The following is a 22689-nucleotide window of genomic DNA, read 5'->3' as shown; positions in this document are numbered from 1 at the left end:
CTGCACACGCTACTCATGTCTCTCTGATTCCGGCAACGCATCCACCGACGCATCATGTCCGAAACGATCGACGCGGATTCAAGACAGCGCTCGCACCTCCCCTCGCCGGGTGTCAACGGCCACGGTATGGGCGTTGCGGGCGCAGACAGATAGGAGCCGGCCCATCAGAATCCGCCTCGCCAAACCCTCCAGACTCTGCGACTGCGAACAGTGCCGTTGCCCTACCCAACCCAGTCGAGGTCTCGGTCAACCCACAACCAAGATCCGGACCATATGCGGGCCAGAGACCGCCAGATCCACATCGGCCGTCACATTCGCGCTGGTCAGCGCCATGCAAGCCGTGTACCACCAGCAGACGAAGAACCTCCTCGTCTCGTACTCGCCGAAGAAGCTGGGCTTCTTCTAGACGCACGGGAAAAGGCGCCTGACCTGGGCTTTCACCCGTCAGGCGCCTTTCACTCAGCCCGCTCTCAACCAAGCCCGGCTTGCGCGCTAACTCCCATTTTCTCCCACTGGTGTACCCCTCCCGACCAGTGCTTCCGGACCAGTCACGGACCAAACCCCCGGTTCAACCCTCGGGTGGGTCACCTTGGCTGACGCGCTGCCACTCGTTCATGGACTGCTCGATGAGGCGGTTCGCCTGCTCTCGAAGGCCGTCGAGGAACTTGGCGTAGTGGCGAAAGAGCACCTCGATGCTCTGACCGGCGCGGCGGGCGCATTCAGCCGGGTCCACTCCGGAGTAGAGCCAGAAGGAGATCCCGGCGTGTCGGAGATCGTAAGGTCGCTTGGCCAGGCGAGAAGTCCGCTCGGTACGAGTCAGGGCGTGCTCCCGGGCCCGCGCCCACGTGATGCCGTAGGCGGCAGCGTCGACGTAGTTGCCAGCCTGGTTCCGGAAGAGTCGACCGTCGGGTGCCACATCGAACCGTTTCACATGGGCACGCAGCATGCGTACGAATTGCGGCGGGATCGGAATAGGTCGCGTCGCGTTTGCCGCGCGACGCTTGAGCGAGTGCACTTCGTGCACCTCACCGTCGTCGGTCACGATGCCGTTGCGGGCGATGGTCTTGCGGATCAGCTCCTCGGCCCGCACCGCCGATTCGGCTCGCTCGACGGTGTGGCCGACGATGTACCGGCGGAAGATGTCGATGATCACGTAGGCGTGATACCAGACGCCCTTGACCGGTCCGGCCGCCTTGGTGATGTCCCAGGTGAACACCTGCGAGGGCCCCGTGGCGACCAGCTCGGGCACCGCCTTGGCGGGATGGACGGCCTGCCGTCGGCGCTCACCGGACTGATCCTGCTCGCGCAGGATCCGGTACATCGTCGAGACGGAGCAGTGACAGCGCCCGGCATCCAGCTCGCGGGCCCAGATCTGCGCGGGCGCCAGCTCGGCATACTCGTCGCCGTTCATCAACTCCGTCACCGCAGCCCGCTCTTCGGCCGTCAGGGCCGACGGCTGCACCTGCGGGGCACGTGCTCTGCGTGGTGGCGGGGGCCGGAGCCGGCGGTAGTGCGTGGCGCGGGAGCGGCCGGTCAGCCGACAGGCGGCCGTGATGCCCAGCTGAGCCTCGACGCCGGTGAACGCCTCGTCCACGACAGGGTCGACGGCAGGCTTCAGTCCGCGCTCTCGGAGACCATTTCCAAGAGCGCGGAAGCTTTTCCCATCACCTCGAGTGCGGCCTTGTTCCGGGCCAGGTCCCTCTGCAGCCGCTCCACCTGCTGCCGCAGCTTCTCGTTCTCCACCTCCGCGGCGGACTTCTTCGCACGGGCCGGGCTGGTCCGGCGGTCGATCAGGTTTTCCAGGGCCCCGGCGTCCCGCGCGGCCCGCCACTCCTTGATATGGGAATGATAGAGCCGTTCCCGGCGCAGGACCGCACCCTTCTCGCTCCTGGCTGCGGCGTCGTACTCGGCGACGATCCGCAGTTTGTACTCCGAGGTGAAAGTGCGGCGCTTCGGCCTCGGTGCCGGGTCGGATCCGACGGACTCTGTGCTGGGCATAAGGGACGGCTCTCCTGTCGTGCCCTCTCAGGCTAACCCCGCAGAACGGGATGTCTCACCCAAGGCTGACAGAGAGGGGCCCGACCGATTCCAGTGCGCCCGTCACCAGTTCTCCGCGGGTGCGCGGGCTGCGCCCGCAGAGTCGGCGGCGAGCGGCGCCTCCGTTCACCTGAAGAATTCCCTAACCCGGCACGAACACATGCGTCCATGCTGATCAGGGCGGCGGACCGGCCCGGACAGTACGGGGCCGGAGCTGCCGCCCTCGCACGGCGCAGGGTCGGCGGCGGTGACAAGGAGGTCTGGCTGATGATGTCCCGAAGACGCTTGCGGCATGCTCCGGTGCTGACCGTGACGCTGCTCGTGACGCTCGCCGCAGCCGGGTGCGGCGGCTCCGGCGATGGGGCTCCCTCGGTTGCCGACCGGCCGCGGTCGAACGCCACGGACCGTACAGGCGACAGCGGCGGAGCCCTGGCGAAAAGGCCGCCGGCGGACCCCTGCGGGCTCATCTCCGTCCAGGAGGTCCAGCAGTTGGGAGGCGTGTCCGTCACGGCGAAGACGAGCGAGTTCAACACCACGGGCTGCGAGTACTCGCACGACGGGGTGCTGATCTCCTCGACTGTACAGGGTGACGAAGCCAAGGCCTTCGCCGACGACATGCTCGCGGGAGCCCACAAGAAGCCGCTCTCCGGCGTGGGCGAGGAGGCCTACTCCTACGACGCCTCCGATCACGGGACCTTCACCGTGCTCTTCCGGAAGTCGGGGATCTGGGTGGCGATGACCGTGGTGGCGGACAGGGTGGACAACGCCGGGCGGCTGAACGAACTCGCCCGGACGGTGGGCGCGCGCGTCTGACACCGGCAGCCGGGCCCGCGCCGGGCCGCACCCCACGAGCACGGCGCGCGGTCGGCGGGGGGGGCACGGTGCCGGGGTGGGGGCCGGGCGCGGGCGAAAGTGGTGTCGTGCCGCGCGGCCCGTTCCCGGGACCCACCTCGTCCGGCCGCACCGGAGCCCTGCACGTCCGCGTGCGAGGCGAGGCGGTGGTGGAGCACTCCACGAGGCCGTCTGCCGCCGTTGCCCGGCAGCCGCAGCGACCACGAGAGGACGTAGCGACCGGTCGCCCGAAGGATTCCTGAACAGGGCGCGAACACGCCAGTTGATGATGGTCTAGGGGCAATACCAGTGACTTAGCGCGTCATTGATGGCTCTGACGTGCGAAAACGTCGCGCACAGAGGCTCTGTCGGGCGCCAAAGTCACCGGTATTGGGTCTAGGGGGTACGGCGCCGCGAGCGTCGGCCATGGCGAACGGATCACGGTATGAGAGGCATCCGGCTGCTGTCGGCTGTGTCACGGGGGGTTGCGGCCCTCCGCCCGGGGTGGGCCGTGAGCGCACCGCGCCCGGGGAGGCGGGCCGCGCCGCTGGCGATTGCGTTCCTCCTGACCATCACGGCGGCATGCGGTGGCGCATCCAGGCGTGCGCACGAGGGCTCCAATCCGGCCGAGACGTCCGAGGCCGCGCTCACCTACGGGACCCGGCCGGTCCGCGATCCGTCGATCACCTACCAGCCCGACGTCGTGATCGTCGAGGGTGGACCGCGAGCAATCCGGTCGGCATCCAGTGACGGTCTGACCTGGACCATCGACGGAAAAGCCCGCGGTGCCCAGGACGTTCGGCTCGGAAAGGTCCTGTACGCCACCAGCCGTGCGGTGGGGCGGGTGCAGAAGGTGCGCCGGGTACACGGAGACGTCGTGGCCACTCTGGGCCCGGTGGAGTTCACCGAGGTATTCCGCGACGCCCACCTCACACTCGATCAGGACATCGACAATGGCGCGCTCCACTACCTGGAGATCCCGGACCTGCCCGGGGCGGTGACCATGTCTGCGGATGCCCCGACGGACGCTGCGACAGAGGCCGAGAAGGGCGCCGCCAAGGACGCCGCGCGGGATGCTCCGACGACGGCGCGGACGATCGGACAGACGTCGGTGCGCGCCGCGCATTCGGGGCGCGTCGGCACCGTGGTCGAACGGGGACCGGTCCGGGTCGCCGCCGTCGGGGGCACGCTGCCGCCGGCCAGGTCGAGCAGCGTCACGGCGGATCTCGGGGAATGGAAGGCCCAGCCGTATCGCAGCCCGGGGGCGTTCGGTCTGAAGTTCAATCACAAGGCCGCGGCGGGGCTCAAGGTCTTTGTCGACTTCTCGCTGAAGACGGAGAAACTGCACATCCGTTCCGATGTAACGATCTCCGGCGGTCGGGTCGCCGACGGGGCCACGTTCGCCGTCGAGGGGATCAAAAGCGTCGCGATCAGGATCGCCGCCGGTGCGGCCAACGGTGTCATCGACAACTCGAAGATCCGGGCCGAGGTACCGGTCCAGATGACCCTGCCGATCGCGGGGACCCCGTTCGCCTTCGACATCAGCTGGAAGTTCAGCGTCGCAACCGCACTCGGCGGCAACAACACCACGGTGACCGCCGACGGTGAGTGGGGGCTCGACGGTGCCATCGGCATGGTCAACGGCTCGATCGTCACCCCGAAGCTCTCGGTGATCAAAAGCATCATGGACTCGGTCACCGGAATCTCCGTCGGAGTCAGCGGCATCGCCACCACCGTCGAGTTCAAGGTCCAGGTCGGAGTCGGTGTGCCCGCCGCCTTCGCCGGTCCCTACGCCAAGCTCGTCATGGACTTCGGGGTGACCAACGGCTCGGTCCTCGGCGCCCCGCTGACCCGCTGTGTCGGAGCGACGCTGGACGGCAAAATCGGTGGGGGCGTGGGGGTTTCCGTCTCCGCCGTGGCCATGGCCGCCCTCAAGAAGCTCCTGCCCACGATGAAGTTCCAGCTGCTGCAGGAGAGCCTGACACCTTTCGTCCACAGACAGCAGACGCTGCCGGACGTACCGCTGTGCAAGTCCTGACACCGAGACGAAGGCAGACAGTGAGGATCCCGATGAACCGCAACCGCCCGCCGTCGCCACTGGTGCCCCTGGCTGTGCTCGCCTTGCTCGCGCTGTCCGGGTGCGGCGGCCACGGGCAGTCCTCGGCAGCCGGCCCCTCGTCGGTCGAGCCGGCCACGGCAACCCGGACTCCGGAGGAGAGCACCGAGGCGCCGTCGCCGAATGGGGCAGCCGTCGACCCCTGCGCCCTGGTGACCAAGCAGGAGGCGGAGAAGCTGGCCGGAACAGCGCTCGACCCCGCGACACCGGTGCGGGAGACATGCACCTACACGGGCCCCGTCACCGGGCCGACGGCCCAGGTGGAGATCTTCGTGGGGGACGGTGCGAAGAAGTACCTCGACATCGAACGCGACCTCGGACACACACTCAGGCCGCTGGCCGGTATCGGCGACGAGGCGTACGCCGAGGACGAGGCGGTCTTCCTCCGCAGGTCCGACCGGTGGGTGTCGATCCGTCTGGTGCGGCTCAACGACCCGGCGGAGAACCGCACACCACTGCAAGAGCTGGCCCGAAAGGTGGCCACCCGGATCTGACCCGTGTCCGCCGTGCGCACACGTCCCATCCATAGGAGCCCCCGCGATCCTACCCGTCGCTGTCGTTCTCGTCGTGCTGCTGTTCATCCTCGCCTTCGTCGTGCCCTACAACGGTCTTGTCCGTAAACGCGGTGCGGTGGACAACGCCTGGGCCCCAGATCGAGGTACAGCTCAAGCGACGCCACGATCTGGTCCCCCAACCGCGTGCAAACCGTCAGCGGGTAGGCCGCGCACGAGCGGCAGAGACAGGAGGAGCTGTCGGTCACCGAGAACCGCATCGCTTACTCCCGGCAGTAGTACAACGATGCGGCCTTCACCTACAACAACGCGATCCAGACGGTCCCGGCCAACGTCATCGCGGGCCTGACCGGCTTCGCGGCACGTGTGCGACGGCGGACGACGGGAAGCACAACGCCGACTCGCGCGGGCCTGGTCTCCTGGGCGCTGCTGTTGACGCTGATGGGCAGACTGAACGGCGAGCGCGGCACCCGGCGGGGCGCCGAGGTCGCGGGCCGCCGACTGGGTGTGCCTGAACACCTCGCCACGAGTGGGCTGTTCGGCCGGCAGCCCGCCGTCTCGGTCACCCTGTGGGGCCGGCATCTGGCTTGCGCAGTGGTGCTCGGCCTCGCCCCACGCGCGGTGGCCCTCCCGGTCGCCAGTATCCACGAAACCCCCAGGTCACAACCACAATCTGAGATCTCTGCCGAACCCGGCGCGGTTCAGAGTATCCTGACGCGGTGACCACCAGCGCGGGAGGGGCTGCGGGTGCTGACCGGGTGCGCGACCCCGATACTGTCGCGCGACTGGCGGAGTCGGCCCTGCGACAGGGGCAGTACAACGAGGCGCTGCGGCATGTCGCGACGCTCCCGGCGGACGCGCTGCTGCCTGCCGAACTGGCCTGGAGGCTCGGCCGCGTACTCCATCAGCGGGGCGAGTTCGAGGGCGCCGAGTCGCTGTACGAACGCGCGGCCGCCGACGCCGGGGACGCCGGCGCGGACCAGGCCCAGTTGCTGGCCGGCCGGTCGGCAGCACGCTGGGCCCGTGGTGACCGGACGCTGGCACGGAGCCTCGCCGACGAGGCGGTACGGGCTGCCGAGCAGAGCCGCGACGACGCTGCGCTGGCGGCGGCCTACCTCGCCCAGGCGCTGGCCGCCTTCAGTGAGGGCGACCGCGCAGCCAACGAACACGCCTACGCCAGGGCCTTCGCAGCGGCCGAACGGGCCGGGGACATGGGCCTGCAGCTGCGGATCCGCTCCAACGTCGGCTCCCGCCTGGTCGAGGAGGGGCGTCTGCGCGAGGCGGTCGACGCCCTCACCGAGGCGATCCGCCTCGGTGAGGGCGCTCCCCAGCAGACGCTGCTCGCACTGGCCCTGCACAACCGCGCCGAGGCCTGGCTGGGGCTCAGCGATCTCAACGCCGCCCGCGACGACGCCGATCGCGCGCTCACCCTGTGGCAGCGGGAGGGCTCACCGCTGGCCGCGTTCGGACTGCTGTTGATCGCCCGGGTGCACCTGACCCGGGGCTCCGCCTGGCAGGCGACGGCGACCTATCGCGAAGCCGTGGCGATGGCCGAGCCGGACGGCAACGCCCAGGTCGTGGCGCAGGCATGGGCGGGGTTGGCGCGCACCTGCTACGCCGACGATCCGGGCGAGGCGGCACGGTACGCGGAGTTGTCCCTCACACTGCCGAGCGCCGCCGGGCCGGTCACCGGCGAGTTGGCCGCAGGCTGGGTCGCACTGTGCAGCGGAGACACCGTCTCGGCCGCCCAGTACGCCGCAGACGTCCGCTCGGAGGCCGGCCGCCGCCGCGACCCGGCCGGGCTGGCCGAGGCGATGGAACTCGCCGCGCTCGCCGCATACCGGGGTGATTCGGCCACGACGCCGGGGCGCCCTGCCGCACGCCGTGCCGCCGGGCTGGTGGAGGCGGCCGCGGTCTGGGCCGACACGGGCAACGAGGTGGCACTGGCCACCAACGCACTGCTGCGGGCGCGCCACGCAGGCGACCGGCTGTCCGAGGACGTCGCCTGGCAGCGGCTGCACCGGCTGGGGGTGTGCGACGACGTCTGGCACATCGCCGGGCCGCTGGCGGCGATCGGTCCACCGCCGGTCCCCGAGGTTGCCGTGCAGGCCCTGGGCCACTTGGCGGTACTGCTCTCCGGAACGCCCGTCCCCCGGCCGGATGGCAGTCGCGTAAGGCCCGTGAGCTCGTCAAGGTGCTGGCGGGTCAGCTGGGAAGACCCGTCTCCCGGACCGCGCTCGCCGCCCTGTTGTGGCCGCAGACACCTTCGGAGGTGGCCAACCGCCGCCTGTCGGTGCTGATTTCGACGGTGCGCGCGGTCCTCGACCCGGCGCGGCGGCATCCGGCCAACCGCTTTCTGGTCACCGACCCCTCCAGCGTGTGGCTCAACACGAGGCACGTCGTCCTCGACACGGTCCGGTTCCACGAAGCGGCCCGTGCGGCCATCGCGGCGAACGCCGCGGTCGAAGGCAACCGGGACACGGCGGCCGGCGTCGACATGGTGGCGCGCCTGGAAGTGGTCGTCGGCATGTACACCGGCGACTTCGGCGAAGACGGCGAGCTCACCGGGGAGTGGAGCGAACGCCCGCGCGCGGCCTTCGCCGAGCTGCACCGCGACGTCGTCCGTACCCTCGCCCGCCGCTGCCTGCGGCTGGACCGCTGCGACGCTGCAGCCGGCTGGTACCTGCGCCTGATCGGCGAGGACGGCTACGACGAGTCGGCCCACCTCGGACTGATCGCCGCACTCTCCGCGGCGGGCCGGCACGGCGAAGCCCGCCGCCGCTACCGGGACTACGCCAAGCGCATGCACGAGATCGATGTCCACCCAGTCCCCTTCCCCACGGCGTGACGGCCCGGCCGATGACGTTGGCGAGTGCCCCGTGCCGCAAATAGCGCAGCGCCGAGTGGGCATCGGCAATTCCGTTGGCGGCACGTTCATCGCGTACAGCTGGCGCGACCGACGCCAGGCCCTGGGACAGGGCGACGATGTCACCAGGAGCGTAGGGGTTCAGCCAGTTGATTCCATCCGGAACTTGGAGAGGGCCTTCGTCGTACCCAAGAGAGCGGCGGAGTAGGCCAGGCCGGCGGGGGGCCACATGTGACCAGGGTCGTGAGCCCCTCAGGGCCGTGGCCGATGCCGTCGCGGGTCAGCACGTCGAAGGCGATCACACTGCCGAGGGAGTGTGCATCAACCACCCGCGAGCCCGGCTTGTGCAGTTCGGCGCGAACTTCGTCGCGGATGCGTTCGCCGATGTCGTGGTGAAGGTAGCGGTAGACCTGGCGCACGAAGCGCACCAGCCCGCGGCCCACGTCACAACCGAGCCGCCGGTCTGCGGCGACGAGGGCGCGGGCGACGGCGCGCGGTACATAGGGGACGCCGAGGCCGAGCGTCTCGGTCTCCAGCAGGTGGAAGGTGGTACCGGGCGGGGCGTGGGCGGCGAGCGCGTCGAGGATGGCCCGGCTGGTCACCGCGCACCCGTCACGCCCAGCCGTGGTGGCGGGCGTACCACCCCAGCTGGATGCGGGTGGTGACCCCGGCCTGGGCCATCAGCGACTGGATGCGCCGCTGCACGGTGCGCGCCGACATGTCCAGTTGCCCGGCCACGGCGTTGTCGGTGAGGCCCGCGAGCAGCAGCCGCAGGATGCGGGTGTCCACGGCGTCAATACCGTGGTGCGGCTCGCCGTAGGGGCGTGCCCGCTCCCACACCGCATCGAAGAGTGCCTGGGCCACGTTCGCCAGGCCGCCGCGCAGGACGAGGCTGGGGTCGACTTCGCTGCCGCGGCCGTGCAACGGCAGCATCGCCACCTCGCCGTCGCAGACGATGAGTTTGAGCGGTATCTCTTCGATCGTCCGTACCCGCATGCCCCGGCCGAGCGACTCGTCGACGTTGTCGGCCGCGCCCGGTTTACTCAGGAAGCCCTGGTCGATGACGGCGCGCACCCGGAGGCCTCGCGCCAGCACGGTCGGCTCCTCGGTGTTGTCCGGGCCGACCACCTGGACATCTCCGGTGACGAAGGTGTCGATCCTGCGCCGGGCGGCGAGTTGGAGCTGGACATACCGCTGCCGCACGGCGACCCGGCCCTCGACCAGCTCCATCAGATCGCGCTGTGCCCGGCCCATGCTGCCGGTGCGGTAGGTCTCGACCAGCTCGGCCACGGCGAGCTCGGCGCGCTGAAGGCGTTCGCGGTGCGCGGCCAGCTCCGCGCCGAGCGCGACTGCCGGCGACGCGGCGGCGTAGTTGCCGTCACCCTGTCGGCCGACCAGGCCGCGGGCGGCCAGCGAGTCCAGTACGGCGACGATCTGCGTACCCGGTACGGCTGCGGCCTCCGCCACTTCGTCGGGGGTGGCGGCCAGCCGTGTGATCAGCACCCGGTAGACGTTCTCCTGGACGGGGGTGAGCTCGAGATCCTCCAGCATCAAAGCCGCCTTCCGTTCGCTGCGCGCTGTCCGTCAGGGCGGATTCTCGCAGCTCGTCCGAGTGCGCGATGCCTGGGTACGGGCGGCCGACGGGCCCGCCGGATACAGCGGGCCCGTCGGCCGTCGTCGATGTGGACCCCCGAGCCGCGGTCAGCGGACCAGGGTGACCTCCGGGGAGGTCCAGGTCTCGGTACCGGGTGCCTTCTGGGGATCGGCGAGCGCCTTGTCGAAGACGAACCGCAGCCGGTAGGTGCCGGCGGGGGCGGGGGTGCCGTCGGCCAGGCTGGCATCCCAGCTGTAGAAGCCCATCCCGGTGCCGGCACCGGAGTTGCGGCTCACCCAGGAGGCGTCGTACGGCGTGGCGACCACCCTGCCGCGCGCGTCGAGGACTTGGAGGCGCATCCGCTCAAGCAGGGGGTAGCCGTGCGACAGCATCACCCATGCCTCGTCGTTGGCCGTGCTCGCGTCGGTGAGGTCGACGGTGATCGGCACGCTGCGGCCGAAGCTGAAGTAGCCGGGGCGCAGCGCCGGATTGTCCAGCGTGGTGTTGACCGCGGAGAAGGTGGGGTTGATTGCGGAGACCGCGTCGAAGTCGCCCGCCATGCCCAGGTAGGGCACCCGAATCTCCGGAGAGGCCGCGTCGACTGGGGTGAACTCCACCCAGCCTCCGAACAGGGTGCCCTGGGGGACTCTGTCGGGCTGCTCGATGTGCACAGTGACCGTGCCGCTGCCGTGCGCGGCGACGGTGAGTCGGTCGACGCCGTGGACCCGGGCGTCACCAGCGGTGTCGACCGGCTGCCAGGAGCTGGTGTACGGCGGGGCGGCGGAGACCGCGGCGCTCTGCCCGACCCGGTACGTCACGGCCTGGTCGGTCGGGTTGTGCACCGTGACGCGTCGGATCCGCTGCCGTCCCTCGAGGTCGCCCAGGGCCAGCTTGGAGGGGGTGGCGGTCGGCCGGCCGCCGGAGACCGACGCCAGGGCCGCCATCGCGTCTACCCGCCCGGCGCCCTGCTGGGCGACGGGCTGCAGACCGCGCTTGTGGTCGCCGGTCATGGCGAGCGGAGTGGCGGTGTTCTGCAGGGTGGTGCGCACCTGGTCCGGGGTGAGGCCCGGGTGGGCCTGAAGCAGCAGGGCGATGACACCGGCGATGTGCGGGGCGGCCATCGAGGTGCCGGAGTTCACGCCGTACCAGTTGAGTGCCTTCGGCATCGCCGAGAGGATGTAGCCGCCGGGAGCGGCGATGTCCGGCTTGAACTCCAGTTCGTTGCCGGGGCCCCAGGAGGAGCTCTGGTCCATCAGCCCGGCGGCGTCGGCATTCAGCGGGCTGCCGGCGTAGGCGCCCCAGGTGAGCTTGATCCCGGCCGGTGCGGCGAGGATGCGTTTGGCGTCGCTCTCGCGGATCGCCACCAGCGGAATGCCGGTGGTGCCGCAGCAGGGCGACACGGGGATGGTGTCCGGGTCGGTCCTCGGCTCGTGGTAGATCGCGCCGACCGCCCCGGCGGCCTCCGCGGTGCGGGCCAGGTCCAGCGGGCGGCAGTTGAAGGACTCCGCAGGGTCGGTTACCGGGGCGATGAGGGCGATCCGACCGGCGAGGCTGCCGGCGGGCAGCGGATCGCAGCTGGAGGCCATGGGGGTGATCGGGCTGCTGCCCGTCGCGGGCGCGGCCGGGGCGCGCCCGGAGTCCTGGTACGGAACGGGGGTGGTGGAGCCGTCGTCGAGGGCGAAGGCCAGGTACGGGTAGCGGTTGCTGTAGGTGCTGCCCACGGCTATCGCGCCGTTGGCGACGGCCGGTGCCGCAGCGTTGAACGGACCCGCGTAGCCGTTGCCGACGGAAACGACGGTGGGAGTGCCGGAGGCCACGAGGTTGTCGACGGCGAGTGAGAGCACGTTGCTGCTGCGCTCGCCCTTCGCGCCCAGGCTCATGTTGACGACGTTCACACCGTCGGAGGCGGCCCGGTCGAGCGCGGCGATGATGATGTCGTCGGTGGCGGCGTTCTTGGTGCCGAAGACACGGTAGGAGCGCAGGGTCGCATCCGGGGCGGCCCCCACGATGTGCTCGTCGTCACCGGCGACGATGCCGGCGACATGGGTGCCGTGTCCGGCGGCGGGCCCGTACTGGTCGTCGTAGGGGTCGGCGTCCTCGTCCGCGAAGTCGTAGCCGCCCAGGACCTTGGAGTTGGGAAAGCCCCCGCCGCCGAGCGCCGGGTGGTCGTAGGCGATGCCACTGTCGACGATGCCTACGGTGACGCCCTTGCCGGTGTAACCCTGGCGATGGGCCTGGGGGACGCCGGTCAGGTCCGTGGTGGTGACGACTTCCCGACCGGACGGTGCGTCGGCGCGCGACCGGGCGGTGCCGCCTGCCTGGGCGACGGCCTTCTTGAGGACGTCCGCGGAGACCGGGGTGGGCTTCTCCGGCGCTTCGTACACCACCGGCTTTGAGACGGAGGCCACGCCGTGCAGCGCGGTGAGCCGGCCGGCCTGCGCCGCGGGGACCTTCACCACCAGGCCGTTGACGACGTTGCGATAATGGCGGTGGACGGTCAGTGGAATCCCTGCGTGTCCCGCGGCATCGACCAGCTCCCGCTGGGAGTCGTCGACGGCGTGGCGCGCCGCGGCACGTTCTTTGGGAGAGGATCGCTGCGCGGCCGGTGCACTGTCGAGCGTGATGATGCGGGTTACGGACGGCCCGGACCGATCGTCCGTGGCTGCGTGTGCCAGGCTGCCGGGCACGGCGAGTGGCAGCAGCAGGAGGGCGGCCGCTGCGGTGATGGATTGTCTGTTCACGACCAGAGATCCAAGCCCGCGCCTCCGTAGCGGATCAATCGTTTGCAATGTCGCGTTCTTGCCATGTCGAAAACTCGACGTGGTCCTGTGCGCGCGGCCGGCCTGCCCGAGGCCGGTGGGAACCCGGATTGCTCCGGCGAGTGCCCGGTCAGGTCCGCCACCCGACCGGTGCCGTTGAGCGCACAGGTTGCATCAGGCACCCACGTCAATGGGCACGACGTCAAGCCGGCCGCGCCAGGCGGGCCGTCAGAACACGGGCCCGGGCCTGCTGGACCGCCCCCGCCTGGGAGGCGGCGAAGCGGAGCAGGCCCGGGGGCGTCCGCAGGTGCAGCGTGTCGGTGACGACGCAGCCGGCCTCATGGCGGTCGATGGTGAAGCGGTAGCTCATGCGGACCCGGCCGGGGCTGCGGACCTCGCCGGATATCTCGGCGGACTGCGGAAGACCGTCCGAGACGGCGACGAGCGTGACGTCGATGATGTTGTCGTGCCGTAGGACGCCGAGGAACCGGAAGCGCTCCACGGCCGTGTAGTGCACGGTTCCGCCGCTGCTGCGCACGTCGCGGACGGCGACAAGGAGCGGCGACAGGCCGACGTAATGTGACGGTTCGGCCAAGTGCGCGAAGACCTCTTCAGGCGGCGCTGCGATCCGGAACATGTGTTTCAGCTCGGCGGACGGCACCTCGGACCCTCCTCGATACGGTGTGGTGGCACGGTGATCCTCCCATCGCGGGCGCTCGTAAAGGTCGTTGAGCCCTCGCCCCAAGAGAGTCTCCCTGTACCGGAGTTGAGGGCACCCGCGTAGGGTCCCACATGCTCTTCACACGCGATCAGTGCGCAACAACGGCCTTGCACACCCTCAATACGACCTGGTACGGAAGGCGAAGGTGAACTCGGTGCGAGAGCTGCTGCCGGCGCTCACAGACCGGATCAGCTCGCGCTTCACGCCCCACCCCTGGGTCCGCTCGCCGCGCAGCACCAGCCAGATCACGTTGACCGTCCGGTGCAAGAACGGGGCGACGCCCGTCGCGCAGGCCAGACCAGCGGCCACGGCCCCAATCCAAGACGCCCTCGGTGGGTGTCCTTCTTCGAGTTCATCGTGATCAGGTACGGGCGCTACTCGGAGAGTTCCGGTGAGAGCGGCTCGATCACCAGCGCCCCGCCCTCGTGCGGCGCGGTCGCGGGGGTCGTTCTTCGTTGCGAAGGGGTTGTCCGGCGAGCGCCTGCCGTCGAGCCCGACCGTATCCGTGGTCCGAACCGGGTGGAGGCCAGGGCCAGCGTCACGATCACGATGGAGAACACCACGCCGACGACCGTGATGACGGCGGCGGCCAGCGTGGTGAGAATCTGCCGTGCGGCGTCCGCCGTACCGCTGATCGCCCAGGACGGGGGCGTGATCCGACCATTGTTGGCCGCGCGGTCCAGCGCATAGGTGACCGCGAAGAGTCCCACCGCGACCGCGACCTCGATAGTGGGGACCAGCCACAGGTTGGTACGCGCCGCTTTGCGACGCCACTGCGCTTCCAGGTGGAAGCTACGCATTAGCCAGGTCACCGCAACTCGCTTGGACCGCACGCATGTGCGCGAGAACAACGCCATATCGGCTCGACACCGAGCGGAAGACTCGCTGCAGGCGGCGGCCGCGTCCGCCGCGGGCCAAGCGCCGCGCACCGTTGTGCGCCGGGATCGCAGAGATCGTCGATGCTGCGGGCGACGTCGAGATCGCTCCCGACGCACAGTCTGTGTAGCTGTAAGAAACGGCGGGGTATGGAGCAGGCTGCTCCATACCCGTACCCGGCTTCTCGCTGACGGCCAGTCTTCAACCGGCTGTGGCACCCTGCGCCGTTACCTCACCGTCGGCTTTCACACGACGCGTGCGAGCCGAACTCGCCAGCTTCTCGACAGCCACTTCGGCGGTGAGGTCCTGAATCTCCTCGCCCGCCTCGATGGCTGCACGCCTGACTTCGAGGGTCAGGCCGACCGACGTCTTGATGATGCCCCGCACCAGCGGTTTCACCACTCTCTTGATCAGAGGGGCCGTGATCAGGCCAATGAGGAAGGGAGGAACTACAGGGGGCATGTGTGAACCCTCTCTTGTGTACACGGCACGGCTGCCGCCACCGCACGTGCCAATACCGCCTGGCCGGCCGTGCTGGGCAGGCATTTCACCCCCACCGAAAAACACCGTAGTCGACCTTCGGCCGACGCGCCCGGGGACGCCGATGCCTTTCATTCGTTTGAGCGGAGGCGCGCCGGAGCAGACCGTCGCTGCGGAACGGAATCACAACGGGTCCGGTGCGCCCGCCCCGCGTTCGTCCAGCAGTGAGCCCACCACCTGCACAACGAACTCGGGCACGCAGTCCGGAAAATCATGGCCGGTTCCCTCCGGGGTGTAGACCCTCCGGGCCGCAGTGGAGGCTGCGAGAAAGCGTTCCCTCACGGTAAGGAAGAAGTGCCGTACCCGGGCGCTCTCCTCCGGATCGTCAACCGTGTCGAAGATCTCGTCACCACCCGTCAGATCGCGTGGCGCCACGAGGAGGAGGGGGAGCGAGCCGAGCTCGCCATCGTGTACGACCGTCTGCCAACCGTCTCGGGTGATGCCGTCCGGCGACAGCTCTCGCAGGATCGATGCCGCGGCGCAGTTCGCCTTGGTCCTGGTCTCGATTACGGCAAGAACCTGCGTCGGGTCTTCGAGAGAGCGTGCCTCGTTCCTGGACACGAGGGCGTGGAGGCCGAAGAGGTGGCGCAGCGCGAGGGCAGTCTGGTCTCTCACGGCATGCCGCAGGGCCGGAAGCGACGGGCCGAAGGCGACGACATCGGGCGGGGTGGGATCCAGCAGCACCAGACCGGCCACCAGGTCGGGGCGGCGCCTGGCAGCGTTGGCCATGAGCAGGCCCCCGAAGGAGTGCCCCACAAAGACGTAGGGCCCCTTTTCGCCGGCCTGCTCCAGCGCCGTGAGCAGTTCGACGGCTTCGGCTGCCGTCGTGCGTGGGAACGGGCCCGGGTCGCTCCAGCCGGAGCCCGGACGGTCCACCAGGACCGAACGCGTCCGGTCCCGCGCCAGCGCGTGCAGCCGGTACATGGCGTACCCGCCGGCATGGCCGCCCGGCATCCAGACCACGGTGGGCCTCGGCCCGGCGTCTCCCTCGGCGAGGATGTGCATGCGGTAGCCGCCCACATCGACCATTCGCCCGGGTGGCGGATACTTCACCTGTACCCGGGCCACATGCATCAGATGGCGGAGAGACCCGAGAGCGAGCACGAGGGCCACGGCACAGAGCACACCGCCGAGAATCCGCCAGCCGATTCCCAGGGTGACGCACCGCGCGCCCGCGGCCGCCGGCAGCAGGGCGATGGCCAGCCCGGCCCAGTCCCGGCTGAGCAGCCGGAGTATCGCGTCGGCGACACGTGTGCCCGGTCGCATGGTTTCCTCTCCGTCCCAGCCTTCGTGGCCGCTGCCAGGGACACCGCGCGTCTCAGCGCCCGGCACAAGCATCGTCCCCTGGAAACCCCACAGACGCCATGCGCGGTGTCGGACCCGCCTTCCGTCACAGCCGTACGGGCAGCCGCCGGGGCCGAGGTGAAACCTGGCCGGGGACCGACCACACACGAGGCCTGCCCCTCGCGGGTGTGTGCCGGGGACATCCAGGTTCCCGATACGGGCACACCACCGTCATGCCTGGTCCGCGTTGCACGCGCGCGCAAGGCGTGCTGCCACATCCGCGACCACTTCGGCCTCCCGAGCCACGAGGTAGAAGTGGTCCCCGGGGAACGAGCACAGCTCGAAGGAGCCCGGGGCAGCGAGGTCGCACCAGGCGAGGACCTGGTCGAGTACGCAACTCGGATCGTCCTGGCCGACGTACGCGGTGATCGGTGCCTTGACCGGAGCCGGATGCGGCGGTTGGTAGCCCTCGATGAGCCGGTAGTCCGCGCGGAGGGCGGGCAGCAGCAGGTCACGCAGCTCTGGGATGTCGTAGGCCCCCGAGTGCAGGTCTCCGAGGTGCCGGACGCGGGTGATCAGGGTTTCGTCATCGGCACTGTGCAGTGCAGTGTGTTCGGCCCACTGGGGGGCTGCGTGTGCGGAGACCAGCAGGTGTTCGGGGACGATGCCGCGGGCCTCCAGCCGCAGGGCCAGCTCGTAGGCGACGCAGGCACCCATGCTGTGTCCGAAAAGGGCCAGCGGCCGGTCGAGCCAGGGCCGCAGTGCGTCGTCGATCGTGTCGGCCAGGGTGGCCATGTCCTCGATACAGGCTTCCGCGAGCCGGTCCTGGCGGCCGGGGTACCGCACGGCAAGCACCTCGACGTCCTCCGGCAGCAGCGGGGGCCAGCCGTGGAACAACTGTGCCGTGCCACCGGCGTGCGGGAAACACACGAGTCGGAGCCTGGGGTCCGCCGCGCGCCGGTGGACACGGAACCACTTCTTCGCGTCGTGCGCCGTCATCACTGCCGGAGACCGCCCAACTGTGCGGAGTTGAACTTGGAGAGGAAAGTGGGAAGCTGCTCCACCACCCTCCTGGACACGTATACGGTCTGCACAGTGTGGCGCAGGCGATCGGTCACGACGAGTTTGTAGGCGCTGCCTTCCTGGATGAGTTCGGCGGAATACAGCGGTGTTCCGGTCGCAGACATCTGACCTGTCTTCATCAGGGTGCCGCCGTCTCCAGCCATGCCTTCCGCAGCCGACGGCACGCGGGAAAACACTCGTGTCTCGTCGGGCCGTGACATCGGGCGCGTCGGGGATCACGTGGAGATCCGGTCAGCGGACTCAGCGCACCTTGGCAGCGGCCGAACCGGCGCCGCGGGCCTTGTCGGCGGCCTTGCTCTCACTGCCGGCCTGCGCCGCGTGGGCCGTTGCGGCTGCGGGCGCCGACCCGGTGCCCGCTCCGGTCCGGCCCGCGGTGCCGCCCTCCGGGGCGCCGGTGTCGGTGCCGTGCTGGGCTCCGTGCGTCATCTGGGCGGCAAGCATTTCGGCGGTCGCCTCGGCCGCGAGATCCTGGATTCCCTCGCTGGCATCGTGGACGGCCTTCTTGATTTCGATTCCCAGGCCCACCGACGATTTGACGACCCCTCGCATGAGGGGTTTACCCAGCCTTTTGACCAGGGATGCGGCGATCAGGCCGATCAGGAATGGAGGTACTACAGGCGGCATGGCGCGACATCCTTCTCTTCTGGCGAGGAAGTGATGATTGAGAGGCAGTGAATGATTGAAAGAACAACGGGAGGCGAACAGGAAGATTCGACGACATGCATGGGTTCCCGCACCGCCGAACCCGCACTCCTCATCGCGGAGAGTATCCGAGGTCGAGAAGGCATTTACGATTTCCGCCATGGCCTTCACTCATTCGAGTAGAACGGCCTTACCGTTACGGCCTGTCCAGGCCATTCGACGGCCGGAACTCGACGTCACTCGCCTTCCCCGGGTGACCACTGGTACCTCTGCTGACGGCCGGACGCCCCGTGCAGTTCTCTCGCCACCCGTCGACGCAGGGCCGGAAACGGCAGTGTGCCGCCGGCCAGCACAGCCTCGTGAAAGGCACGCACGTCGAACGCGGCACCGGCGCCGCGTTCGCACGCTGCTCGCAATGCCGTGAATTCCGCATGACCCGCCCGGTATGTCAGCGCCTGTCCCGGCAGATCGGTCGCGTAGCGCAGCAACTCGGTCGTGATCTGTCCCTCGGACTCGGCTGCCGCGTGGGCGCGCATGAAGGTGCGCGCCTGCTCCAGCGTCATCTTCCCGAGGTTGAGGCCGGTGTCGACGACGAGGCGCTGCGCGGTGAACCGTTCATGGGCCAGGCGTCCGTACGCGTCCCACGGGTCGTCATACAGCCCCATCTCCCAGGCGAGCCCTGCCGCGTACTCCGCCCAGCCCTCCTCAAACCCACTGAAGGGCACCAGTTCGCGTCGCAGGTCGGGCAGCGTGGTGTTCTCAGCCTGACGGGCGAGGTGGAAATGATGTCCGGGCGCCAGCTCATGGTAGATCAGCGCGGCTGCGCCGAGAAGTGACCGATGCGCCAGGTCCGAGGCGTTGTAACGGTAGCGTCCCATCGGTTGCGTGGCGGTGGGCGGTTCGTAGTAGCCGAACGTCATCGACGCCTCCAGCGCCTGGTCGAGGCGGGCCACGCCATAGGGGGCACGAGGCAGGACCGTGAACCAGCGCGGCAGCAGCGGCGTGAGGCGGTCGAGGTGTCCGCGGTAGCGAGCCTCGACCTCCTCCGGGGTGACGGCGTACAGGCGGCGCTCGGTCGCGAGCCGTTCATGGAACTCCGCTTCCGTCCCCGCGAAGCCGAGCCTGTCTCGCATCTCCCGCATCCGCTCGCTGAGTTCGCGGCAGTGCTCCCGGCCGAGTTCGTGGAGGCGTTCGGGTGCTGTGCCGCTGGATGTGTACGTCCTGACGAAGGCCCGGTACGCCGCTTCGCCTTCCGGGTAGTGGGCCCATCCGACGGCCTGCGGTGCCCGCCTGAGGTGGTCCGGGTCGCCCACGAGGGCGAGAAGGCGGTCGAACGCCGGCTCCAGCTCGGCAGCCACGAGCCCCGCCACCGCGTCGCACAGGTGGCCCCGGCTCGCCGCGTCGAGTCGAGTGAGCCGCTCGGCGCCCGCTCGGACGTACCGTGTCGCCGACGCCCGCAGACGGGTGAGGGTGGTGTGGACCCCGGCCAGCGCCGGGACGGGGATACGGAAGCCCCGTGCCGCCTGCCCGGCGACCTTGTCACCGATCGTCGCGACGCAGCGGGCCAGATCCCGTACGAGGGACACGTACCGGTCCGCGTCGGCCCGGTTGTCGAAGCGGAACGGGCGGAAGACCGTGTCACCGTACTGCTGGAGGCGGAAGAGCTGGTACGGCGTGGCGGTGGGGGTGAGCCAGTGGAAACGTCCCGCCTCCACTTCCTGTTCGGCCAGCGCTTGAAGGAAGCCCGCGGTGTCGGCGGCGGGACCGGACAGCTCCGCGGGCTGCGGTGTGCCCAGCCGGTTCAGCACCCCTGCCGCGAACCCGGCGCGCTCGTCGGCCTCCACGGCAGACACTCCCGGCAGTGACTCGACCGGCAGCCCACGGCGTGTCCGCAACGACGGCTCACGTACGAGCAGGAAGTCCCAGTACGAGGTCGCGAGTCGGTCGACCTGCGCCGCCGAGCCGTCCGGGCAGTGGGATGGATGGTTCGCCATGCTGCCAGTGTGCGCGCCGAATGACGCCACGTCAGGAATGGAGATGAACCGCGAGTCGGGCGACCTCACTCGAACGGGGGAAATCATCCGGCCCGTTCGTGTCCGGCCCGGGGGAGGCGGCCCGACGCCGTCGATCTCGGTGGCACGATGAGCACCATGTACCGCCGAACCGTGTCGTTTCCCAGGGCTCGGTCGGCCGCGGTGGCGTCCGCCGCTGTCGCGTCAGCCGTGATGGCCGGTTGCGGCGGCGGCGACGTGTCATCGACACACACCCCTGTCGTCGTGGGGGGCACCGTCACGATCGCCACCGCCTCCGAGACCCCGAGTTTCCATCCGTACTCGCAGTTCGGCTCTGCCCTGGCTCCTTATGCCTACGACTCGTTGGTCAATATGGCGCCGGACGGGCGTGTGGCGTCGGGCCTGGCCGAGAAGTGGCGGGCCGGAGCCACTTCGGCGAGTTTCACCCTGCGCAGGGGAGTGACCTGCTCCGACGGCGCGATCCTCACGGCCTCCGGGGTGGCCCGGTCACTGAGATATGCGAGCGATCCCCGCAACCGGCTCGTCGGCGCCCGGGCGGCACTGCCCGGTGTGCCGTTCACGGTGTCGGCCGATGACGCGGCACGGACGGTGTCGGTGCGGATGGCGTCACCGTACAGCTTCATCGTGCGGACGATCGGTCTGGTGCCCGTCGTCTGCCCCGCCGGGCTGGCGGATCCCGGCGCGCTGGACAGGCACACGGAGGGCACCGGGCCGTACGTGCTGAGCGGTTACACCTCGGGCGGTCCGTACCTCTTCACACGGCGCAAGGGGTATGCGTGGGGGCCGCGGGGAGCGACCAACGCAGCTGCGGGCCAGCCTGAGCGGATCGTGGTGTCGGTGGTGCCGCAGGAGTCCACGGTGGCGAATCTGCTGCTCACGGGGGGCGTGAACATCGCGATGGTGACCGGCCCGGACCGCGCGCGGCTGACCGGCCACGGCCTGGCCACCGCCCAGGTGCCGACCGTGGTGGGGCTGACCTTCTTCAACGAACGGACCGGCCGCCCCTTGAGCGATCCTGTGCTGCGTCAGGCACTGGTGGGTGCCCTGGACCGCAAGGGCCTCGCCAATGTGGCGATCGGCGGCGACGGAACGCCCGCCAGCCATCTGACCGCCGCGGACTCCGTCTGCCACGCCGACGTGGCCGCCGGGAACCTGCCCTCACACGGTGCCGTGGGGGCTTTGGGCGCCGCGGGCTGGACGAAGAACGCACAGGGCAGGCTGGTGAAGCACAGCAGGCCGCTGCGGCTGCGGCTGCTCAGCAGCGCCGACTTCGGCTCCACCCTTCCGTCGGTCGCCGAACTGATGGCCGCCACCTGGCAGGCGCTGGGCGCGGACGTCGACCTCGTCAGCGAGAGCAGCAACGCGGTGGTACAGGCCATGTACCAAAGCGGCGACTTCGACGTCGTGGTCGGCAGCTCGCCGGGTCCGCCGCTGCCCGCGCAGCTCGTCCCGTACTTCTCCGGCTCGCCGCCGTCCGGGGGGCTCAACTTCGCGTACGTCGCCAACCGCGCCTACGACCGCTTCGTCGCCCTCGCCCTGCGCGCACCGGGCACGGCCAGCTGTGCGGACTGGAACAGGGCCGCCGCGGCGCTGTTCCGCTCAGCGGATGCGCTCCCCATCGCCGACGGCACGAGCACGGTATACGGCTACCGGACGACCTTCGCCGTCGCGCCCGGCGGCCAGATCGTACCGACCAGCATCCGCCTGCACAGATAGCGGCGGCGGACGCCGCACACAACCGCGCACCACCAGTCGAGGAGGTCTCCCATGACGACCGTGTCCACGCGGCTCGGCACCCTGGCCCGGTGCCACCCGTGGGTGGTGTTCTGCTGCCGGCGTGCAGTGCGGCTGACGGTCTCCCTCTTCGTGGTCGTCACCGCTTCCTTCGCGATGATCCGGCTGGTACCCGGTGACCCCGTCCGGGCCGCGCTGGGGGTGGATGCCCCGCCGGACCTCGTAGCGGCAAGACGACACGAACTCGGCCTGGATCATGGCGTGTTGGCACAATACCGACAGTATCTGCGTCATCTGGCCCACGGGGGACCTCGGGGTCTCTCTGGTGACCGGCGAGCCGGTGGCCGACCTGGTCAGGGCACGTCTGCCGGCCACCTTGCTGCTGGCTGTCCTGGCGTTCGCCTGCGTACTCGTCGTCGCCCTCCCCGGGGGGCTGCTCGCCGCGGTGTGGACACGCGGAGGGCGGCGGCCCCGGGCGGAGCTGGCGTTCACCGCCACCACCTCCGCCATGGCGGGCATGCCGGACTTCGTGCTCGCGGCGGGTCTCACCGCGGGACTGGCGGTCGCCCTGCGCATCTTCCCGGTAGCCGGTGACCTCGGTCCTCAGTCCTATGTGCTGCCCGTGCTCGCGCTGGCGCTCGCTCCGACCGCGGTTCTACTGCGGATCGTACGGGTGGAGACGCTCAAGGTTCTCGCGACTGACTATCTGCGTGCCGCCCGCGCGAAACGGCTGCCCGCCGTCCCGCTCTATCTGCGCCACGTGGCGCCGAACACGCTGACCGCGTCGCTGACGCTCGCCGGGAATCTCCTGCCGGCCCTGATCGCGGGGACCGTATTGGTCGAGAAGGTGTTCGCCTGGCCGGGCATCGGTTCGGCGATGGCACAGTCCGTGGCCGCGCAGGACTACGCGGTCGTCGAGGCGTCGGTTCTCGTGCTGGGCTCGGCCGTTCTCGTGGTGAACTTCCTGGTCGATCTGGCCCTCGCGCTGCTCGACCCCCGATCGGTCATCCGGAAGACGTGATCCGATGGTGCTGTTTCCCTCTTCCCCTTCCACGCCGGGT

21 protein-coding genes and 1 pseudogene are annotated in these 22689 nt (G+C 69.8%); 8 read left to right on the top strand and 14 right to left on the bottom strand.

The genetic code is table 11. The features are described 5' to 3' along the window. Positions 1 to 568: 568 nt before the first annotated feature. Positions 569 to 1594 (bottom strand): hypothetical protein, encoded by a 1026-nt coding sequence (locus GA0115254_RS46240; protein WP_256102685.1) that lies wholly within the window; start codon positions 1592 to 1594, stop codon positions 569 to 571. A gap of 20 nt (positions 1595 to 1614) precedes the next feature. Then, the gene (locus GA0115254_RS19505; protein WP_093896576.1) at positions 1615 to 1998 is read right to left on the bottom strand and encodes a hypothetical protein; all 384 of its coding nucleotides are present in this window, start codon (positions 1996 to 1998) and stop codon (positions 1615 to 1617) included. 207 nt (positions 1999 to 2205) lie between these two features. Between GA0115254_RS19505 and GA0115254_RS19500 the strand changes: the two genes are divergently transcribed. The 5 genes from GA0115254_RS19500 (at position 2206) to GA0115254_RS19485 (ending at position 8344) form a co-directional block, all read left to right on the top strand. Further along, complete coding sequence (locus GA0115254_RS19500; protein ID WP_093896575.1) at positions 2206 to 2850, top strand: DUF3558 family protein; 645 nt, start codon at positions 2206 to 2208, stop codon at positions 2848 to 2850. A 529-nt stretch (positions 2851 to 3379) separates the two neighbouring features. Then, positions 3380 to 4906: a hypothetical protein gene (locus tag GA0115254_RS19495; RefSeq protein WP_141720867.1), complete on the top strand. Its 1527-nt coding sequence runs from the start codon at positions 3380 to 3382 to the stop codon at positions 4904 to 4906. Positions 4907 to 4938: 32 nt separating this feature from the next. Beyond that, the gene (locus GA0115254_RS19490; protein ID WP_093896573.1) at positions 4939 to 5478 is read left to right on the top strand and encodes a DUF3558 family protein; all 540 of its coding nucleotides are present in this window, start codon (positions 4939 to 4941) and stop codon (positions 5476 to 5478) included. Between the two features lie 737 nt (positions 5479 to 6215). Beyond that, positions 6216 to 7796, top strand: a complete 1581-nt coding sequence (locus GA0115254_RS43900) for a tetratricopeptide repeat protein (RefSeq protein ID WP_141720866.1) — start codon at positions 6216 to 6218, stop codon at positions 7794 to 7796. Continuing rightward, the gene (locus tag GA0115254_RS19485; protein WP_141720865.1) at positions 7691 to 8344 is read left to right on the top strand and encodes an AfsR/SARP family transcriptional regulator; all 654 of its coding nucleotides are present in this window, start codon (positions 7691 to 7693) and stop codon (positions 8342 to 8344) included. Before GA0115254_RS43900 ends, GA0115254_RS19485 begins: the two co-directional genes overlap by 106 nt. Before the next feature lie 140 nt (positions 8345 to 8484). Here GA0115254_RS19485 and GA0115254_RS43895 read toward each other — a convergent pair whose 3' ends face one another. From GA0115254_RS43895 to GA0115254_RS19425, 12 genes are all read right to left on the bottom strand, one after another. Next, positions 8485 to 8964, bottom strand: coding sequence for a hypothetical protein (locus GA0115254_RS43895; protein WP_093896571.1), 480 nt, complete (start codon positions 8962 to 8964; stop codon positions 8485 to 8487). A 10-nt stretch (positions 8965 to 8974) separates the two neighbouring features. Then, entirely contained in the window at positions 8975 to 9913 is a 939-nt protein-coding gene (locus GA0115254_RS19475) for a helix-turn-helix domain-containing protein (protein ID WP_093896570.1), read from the bottom strand. 150 nt (positions 9914 to 10063) lie between these two features. Next, complete coding sequence (locus GA0115254_RS19470; RefSeq protein ID WP_141720864.1) at positions 10064 to 12697, bottom strand: S8 family serine peptidase; 2634 nt, start codon at positions 12695 to 12697, stop codon at positions 10064 to 10066. Positions 12698 to 12917: 220 nt separating this feature from the next. Then, positions 12918 to 13376: an SRPBCC family protein gene (locus tag GA0115254_RS19465; RefSeq protein ID WP_093896568.1), complete on the bottom strand. Its 459-nt coding sequence runs from the start codon at positions 13374 to 13376 to the stop codon at positions 12918 to 12920. A gap of 177 nt (positions 13377 to 13553) precedes the next feature. Then, the gene (locus tag GA0115254_RS19460) at positions 13554 to 13745 is read right to left on the bottom strand and encodes a hypothetical protein (RefSeq protein ID WP_093896567.1); all 192 of its coding nucleotides are present in this window, start codon (positions 13743 to 13745) and stop codon (positions 13554 to 13556) included. A gap of 65 nt (positions 13746 to 13810) precedes the next feature. After that, on the bottom strand, positions 13811 to 14236 hold the full coding sequence (locus GA0115254_RS19455; protein ID WP_093896566.1) for a DUF2254 family protein: 426 nt from the start codon (positions 14234 to 14236) through the stop codon (positions 13811 to 13813). 277 nt (positions 14237 to 14513) lie between these two features. Next, on the bottom strand, positions 14514 to 14714 hold the full coding sequence (locus GA0115254_RS19450; protein ID WP_256102684.1) for a DUF5132 domain-containing protein: 201 nt from the start codon (positions 14712 to 14714) through the stop codon (positions 14514 to 14516). A gap of 261 nt (positions 14715 to 14975) precedes the next feature. Then, positions 14976 to 16118, bottom strand: coding sequence for an alpha/beta fold hydrolase (locus GA0115254_RS19445; protein WP_176740193.1), 1143 nt, complete (start codon positions 16116 to 16118; stop codon positions 14976 to 14978). 249 nt (positions 16119 to 16367) lie between these two features. Then, positions 16368 to 17066 carry a thioesterase II family protein gene (locus GA0115254_RS19440; RefSeq protein WP_256102683.1) on the bottom strand — a complete coding sequence of 233 codons (699 nt, stop codon included), beginning with the start codon at positions 17064 to 17066 and terminating at the stop codon, positions 16368 to 16370. A gap of 68 nt (positions 17067 to 17134) precedes the next feature. Then, the gene (locus GA0115254_RS19435; protein WP_256102682.1) at positions 17135 to 17395 is read right to left on the bottom strand and encodes a hypothetical protein; all 261 of its coding nucleotides are present in this window, start codon (positions 17393 to 17395) and stop codon (positions 17135 to 17137) included. Positions 17396 to 17459: 64 nt separating this feature from the next. Then, entirely contained in the window at positions 17460 to 18023 is a 564-nt protein-coding gene (locus tag GA0115254_RS19430) for a DUF5132 domain-containing protein (RefSeq protein WP_256102681.1), read from the bottom strand. A 74-nt stretch (positions 18024 to 18097) separates the two neighbouring features. After that, positions 18098 to 19855 (bottom strand): DUF885 domain-containing protein, encoded by a 1758-nt coding sequence (locus tag GA0115254_RS19425; RefSeq protein ID WP_176740192.1) that lies wholly within the window; start codon positions 19853 to 19855, stop codon positions 18098 to 18100. A 282-nt stretch (positions 19856 to 20137) separates the two neighbouring features. Here GA0115254_RS19425 and GA0115254_RS19420 point away from each other — a divergent pair, with 282 nt between their 5' ends. The 3 genes and pseudogenes from GA0115254_RS19420 (at position 20138) to GA0115254_RS19415 (ending at position 22649) form a co-directional block, all read left to right on the top strand. Beyond that, the gene (locus tag GA0115254_RS19420) at positions 20138 to 21610 is read left to right on the top strand and encodes an ABC transporter substrate-binding protein (RefSeq protein ID WP_256102680.1); all 1473 of its coding nucleotides are present in this window, start codon (positions 20138 to 20140) and stop codon (positions 21608 to 21610) included. A gap of 51 nt (positions 21611 to 21661) precedes the next feature. Further along, positions 21662 to 21874 (top strand): annotated as a pseudogene (locus GA0115254_RS46235) (ABC transporter permease); the annotation flags it as partial. A gap of 79 nt (positions 21875 to 21953) precedes the next feature. Continuing rightward, positions 21954 to 22649, top strand: coding sequence for an ABC transporter permease (locus GA0115254_RS19415; RefSeq protein WP_256102679.1), 696 nt, complete (start codon positions 21954 to 21956; stop codon positions 22647 to 22649). Positions 22650 to 22689 lie beyond the last annotated feature (40 nt).

The sequence above is a fragment of the Streptomyces sp. Ncost-T10-10d genome (genome assembly GCF_900091955.1).
Lineage (GTDB): Bacteria > Actinomycetota > Actinomycetes > Streptomycetales > Streptomycetaceae > Streptomyces.
The sequence above is the reverse complement of the archived record's forward strand: the minus strand, read 5'-3'. Positions and strand labels throughout refer to the sequence as shown.

Coding starts and splice junctions, on each gene's coding strand:
- GA0115254_RS19505 (WP_093896576.1), bottom strand. CDS start 1,998: ATGCCCAGCACAGAGTCCGTCGGATCCGACCCGGCACCGAGGCCGAAG.
- GA0115254_RS19500 (WP_093896575.1), top strand. CDS start 2,206: ATGCTGATCAGGGCGGCGGACCGGCCCGGACAGTACGGGGCCGGAGCT.
- GA0115254_RS19490 (WP_093896573.1), top strand. CDS start 4,939: ATGAACCGCAACCGCCCGCCGTCGCCACTGGTGCCCCTGGCTGTGCTC.
- GA0115254_RS19475 (WP_093896570.1), bottom strand. CDS start 9,913: ATGCTGGAGGATCTCGAGCTCACCCCCGTCCAGGAGAACGTCTACCGG.
- GA0115254_RS19455 (WP_093896566.1), bottom strand. CDS start 14,236: ATGCGTAGCTTCCACCTGGAAGCGCAGTGGCGTCGCAAAGCGGCGCGT.
- GA0115254_RS19445 (WP_176740193.1), bottom strand. CDS start 16,118: ATGCGACCGGGCACACGTGTCGCCGACGCGATACTCCGGCTGCTCAGC.
- GA0115254_RS19430 (WP_256102681.1), bottom strand. CDS start 18,023: ATGGCGGAAATCGTAAATGCCTTCTCGACCTCGGATACTCTCCGCGAT.
- GA0115254_RS19425 (WP_176740192.1), bottom strand. CDS start 19,855: ATGGCGAACCATCCATCCCACTGCCCGGACGGCTCGGCGGCGCAGGTC.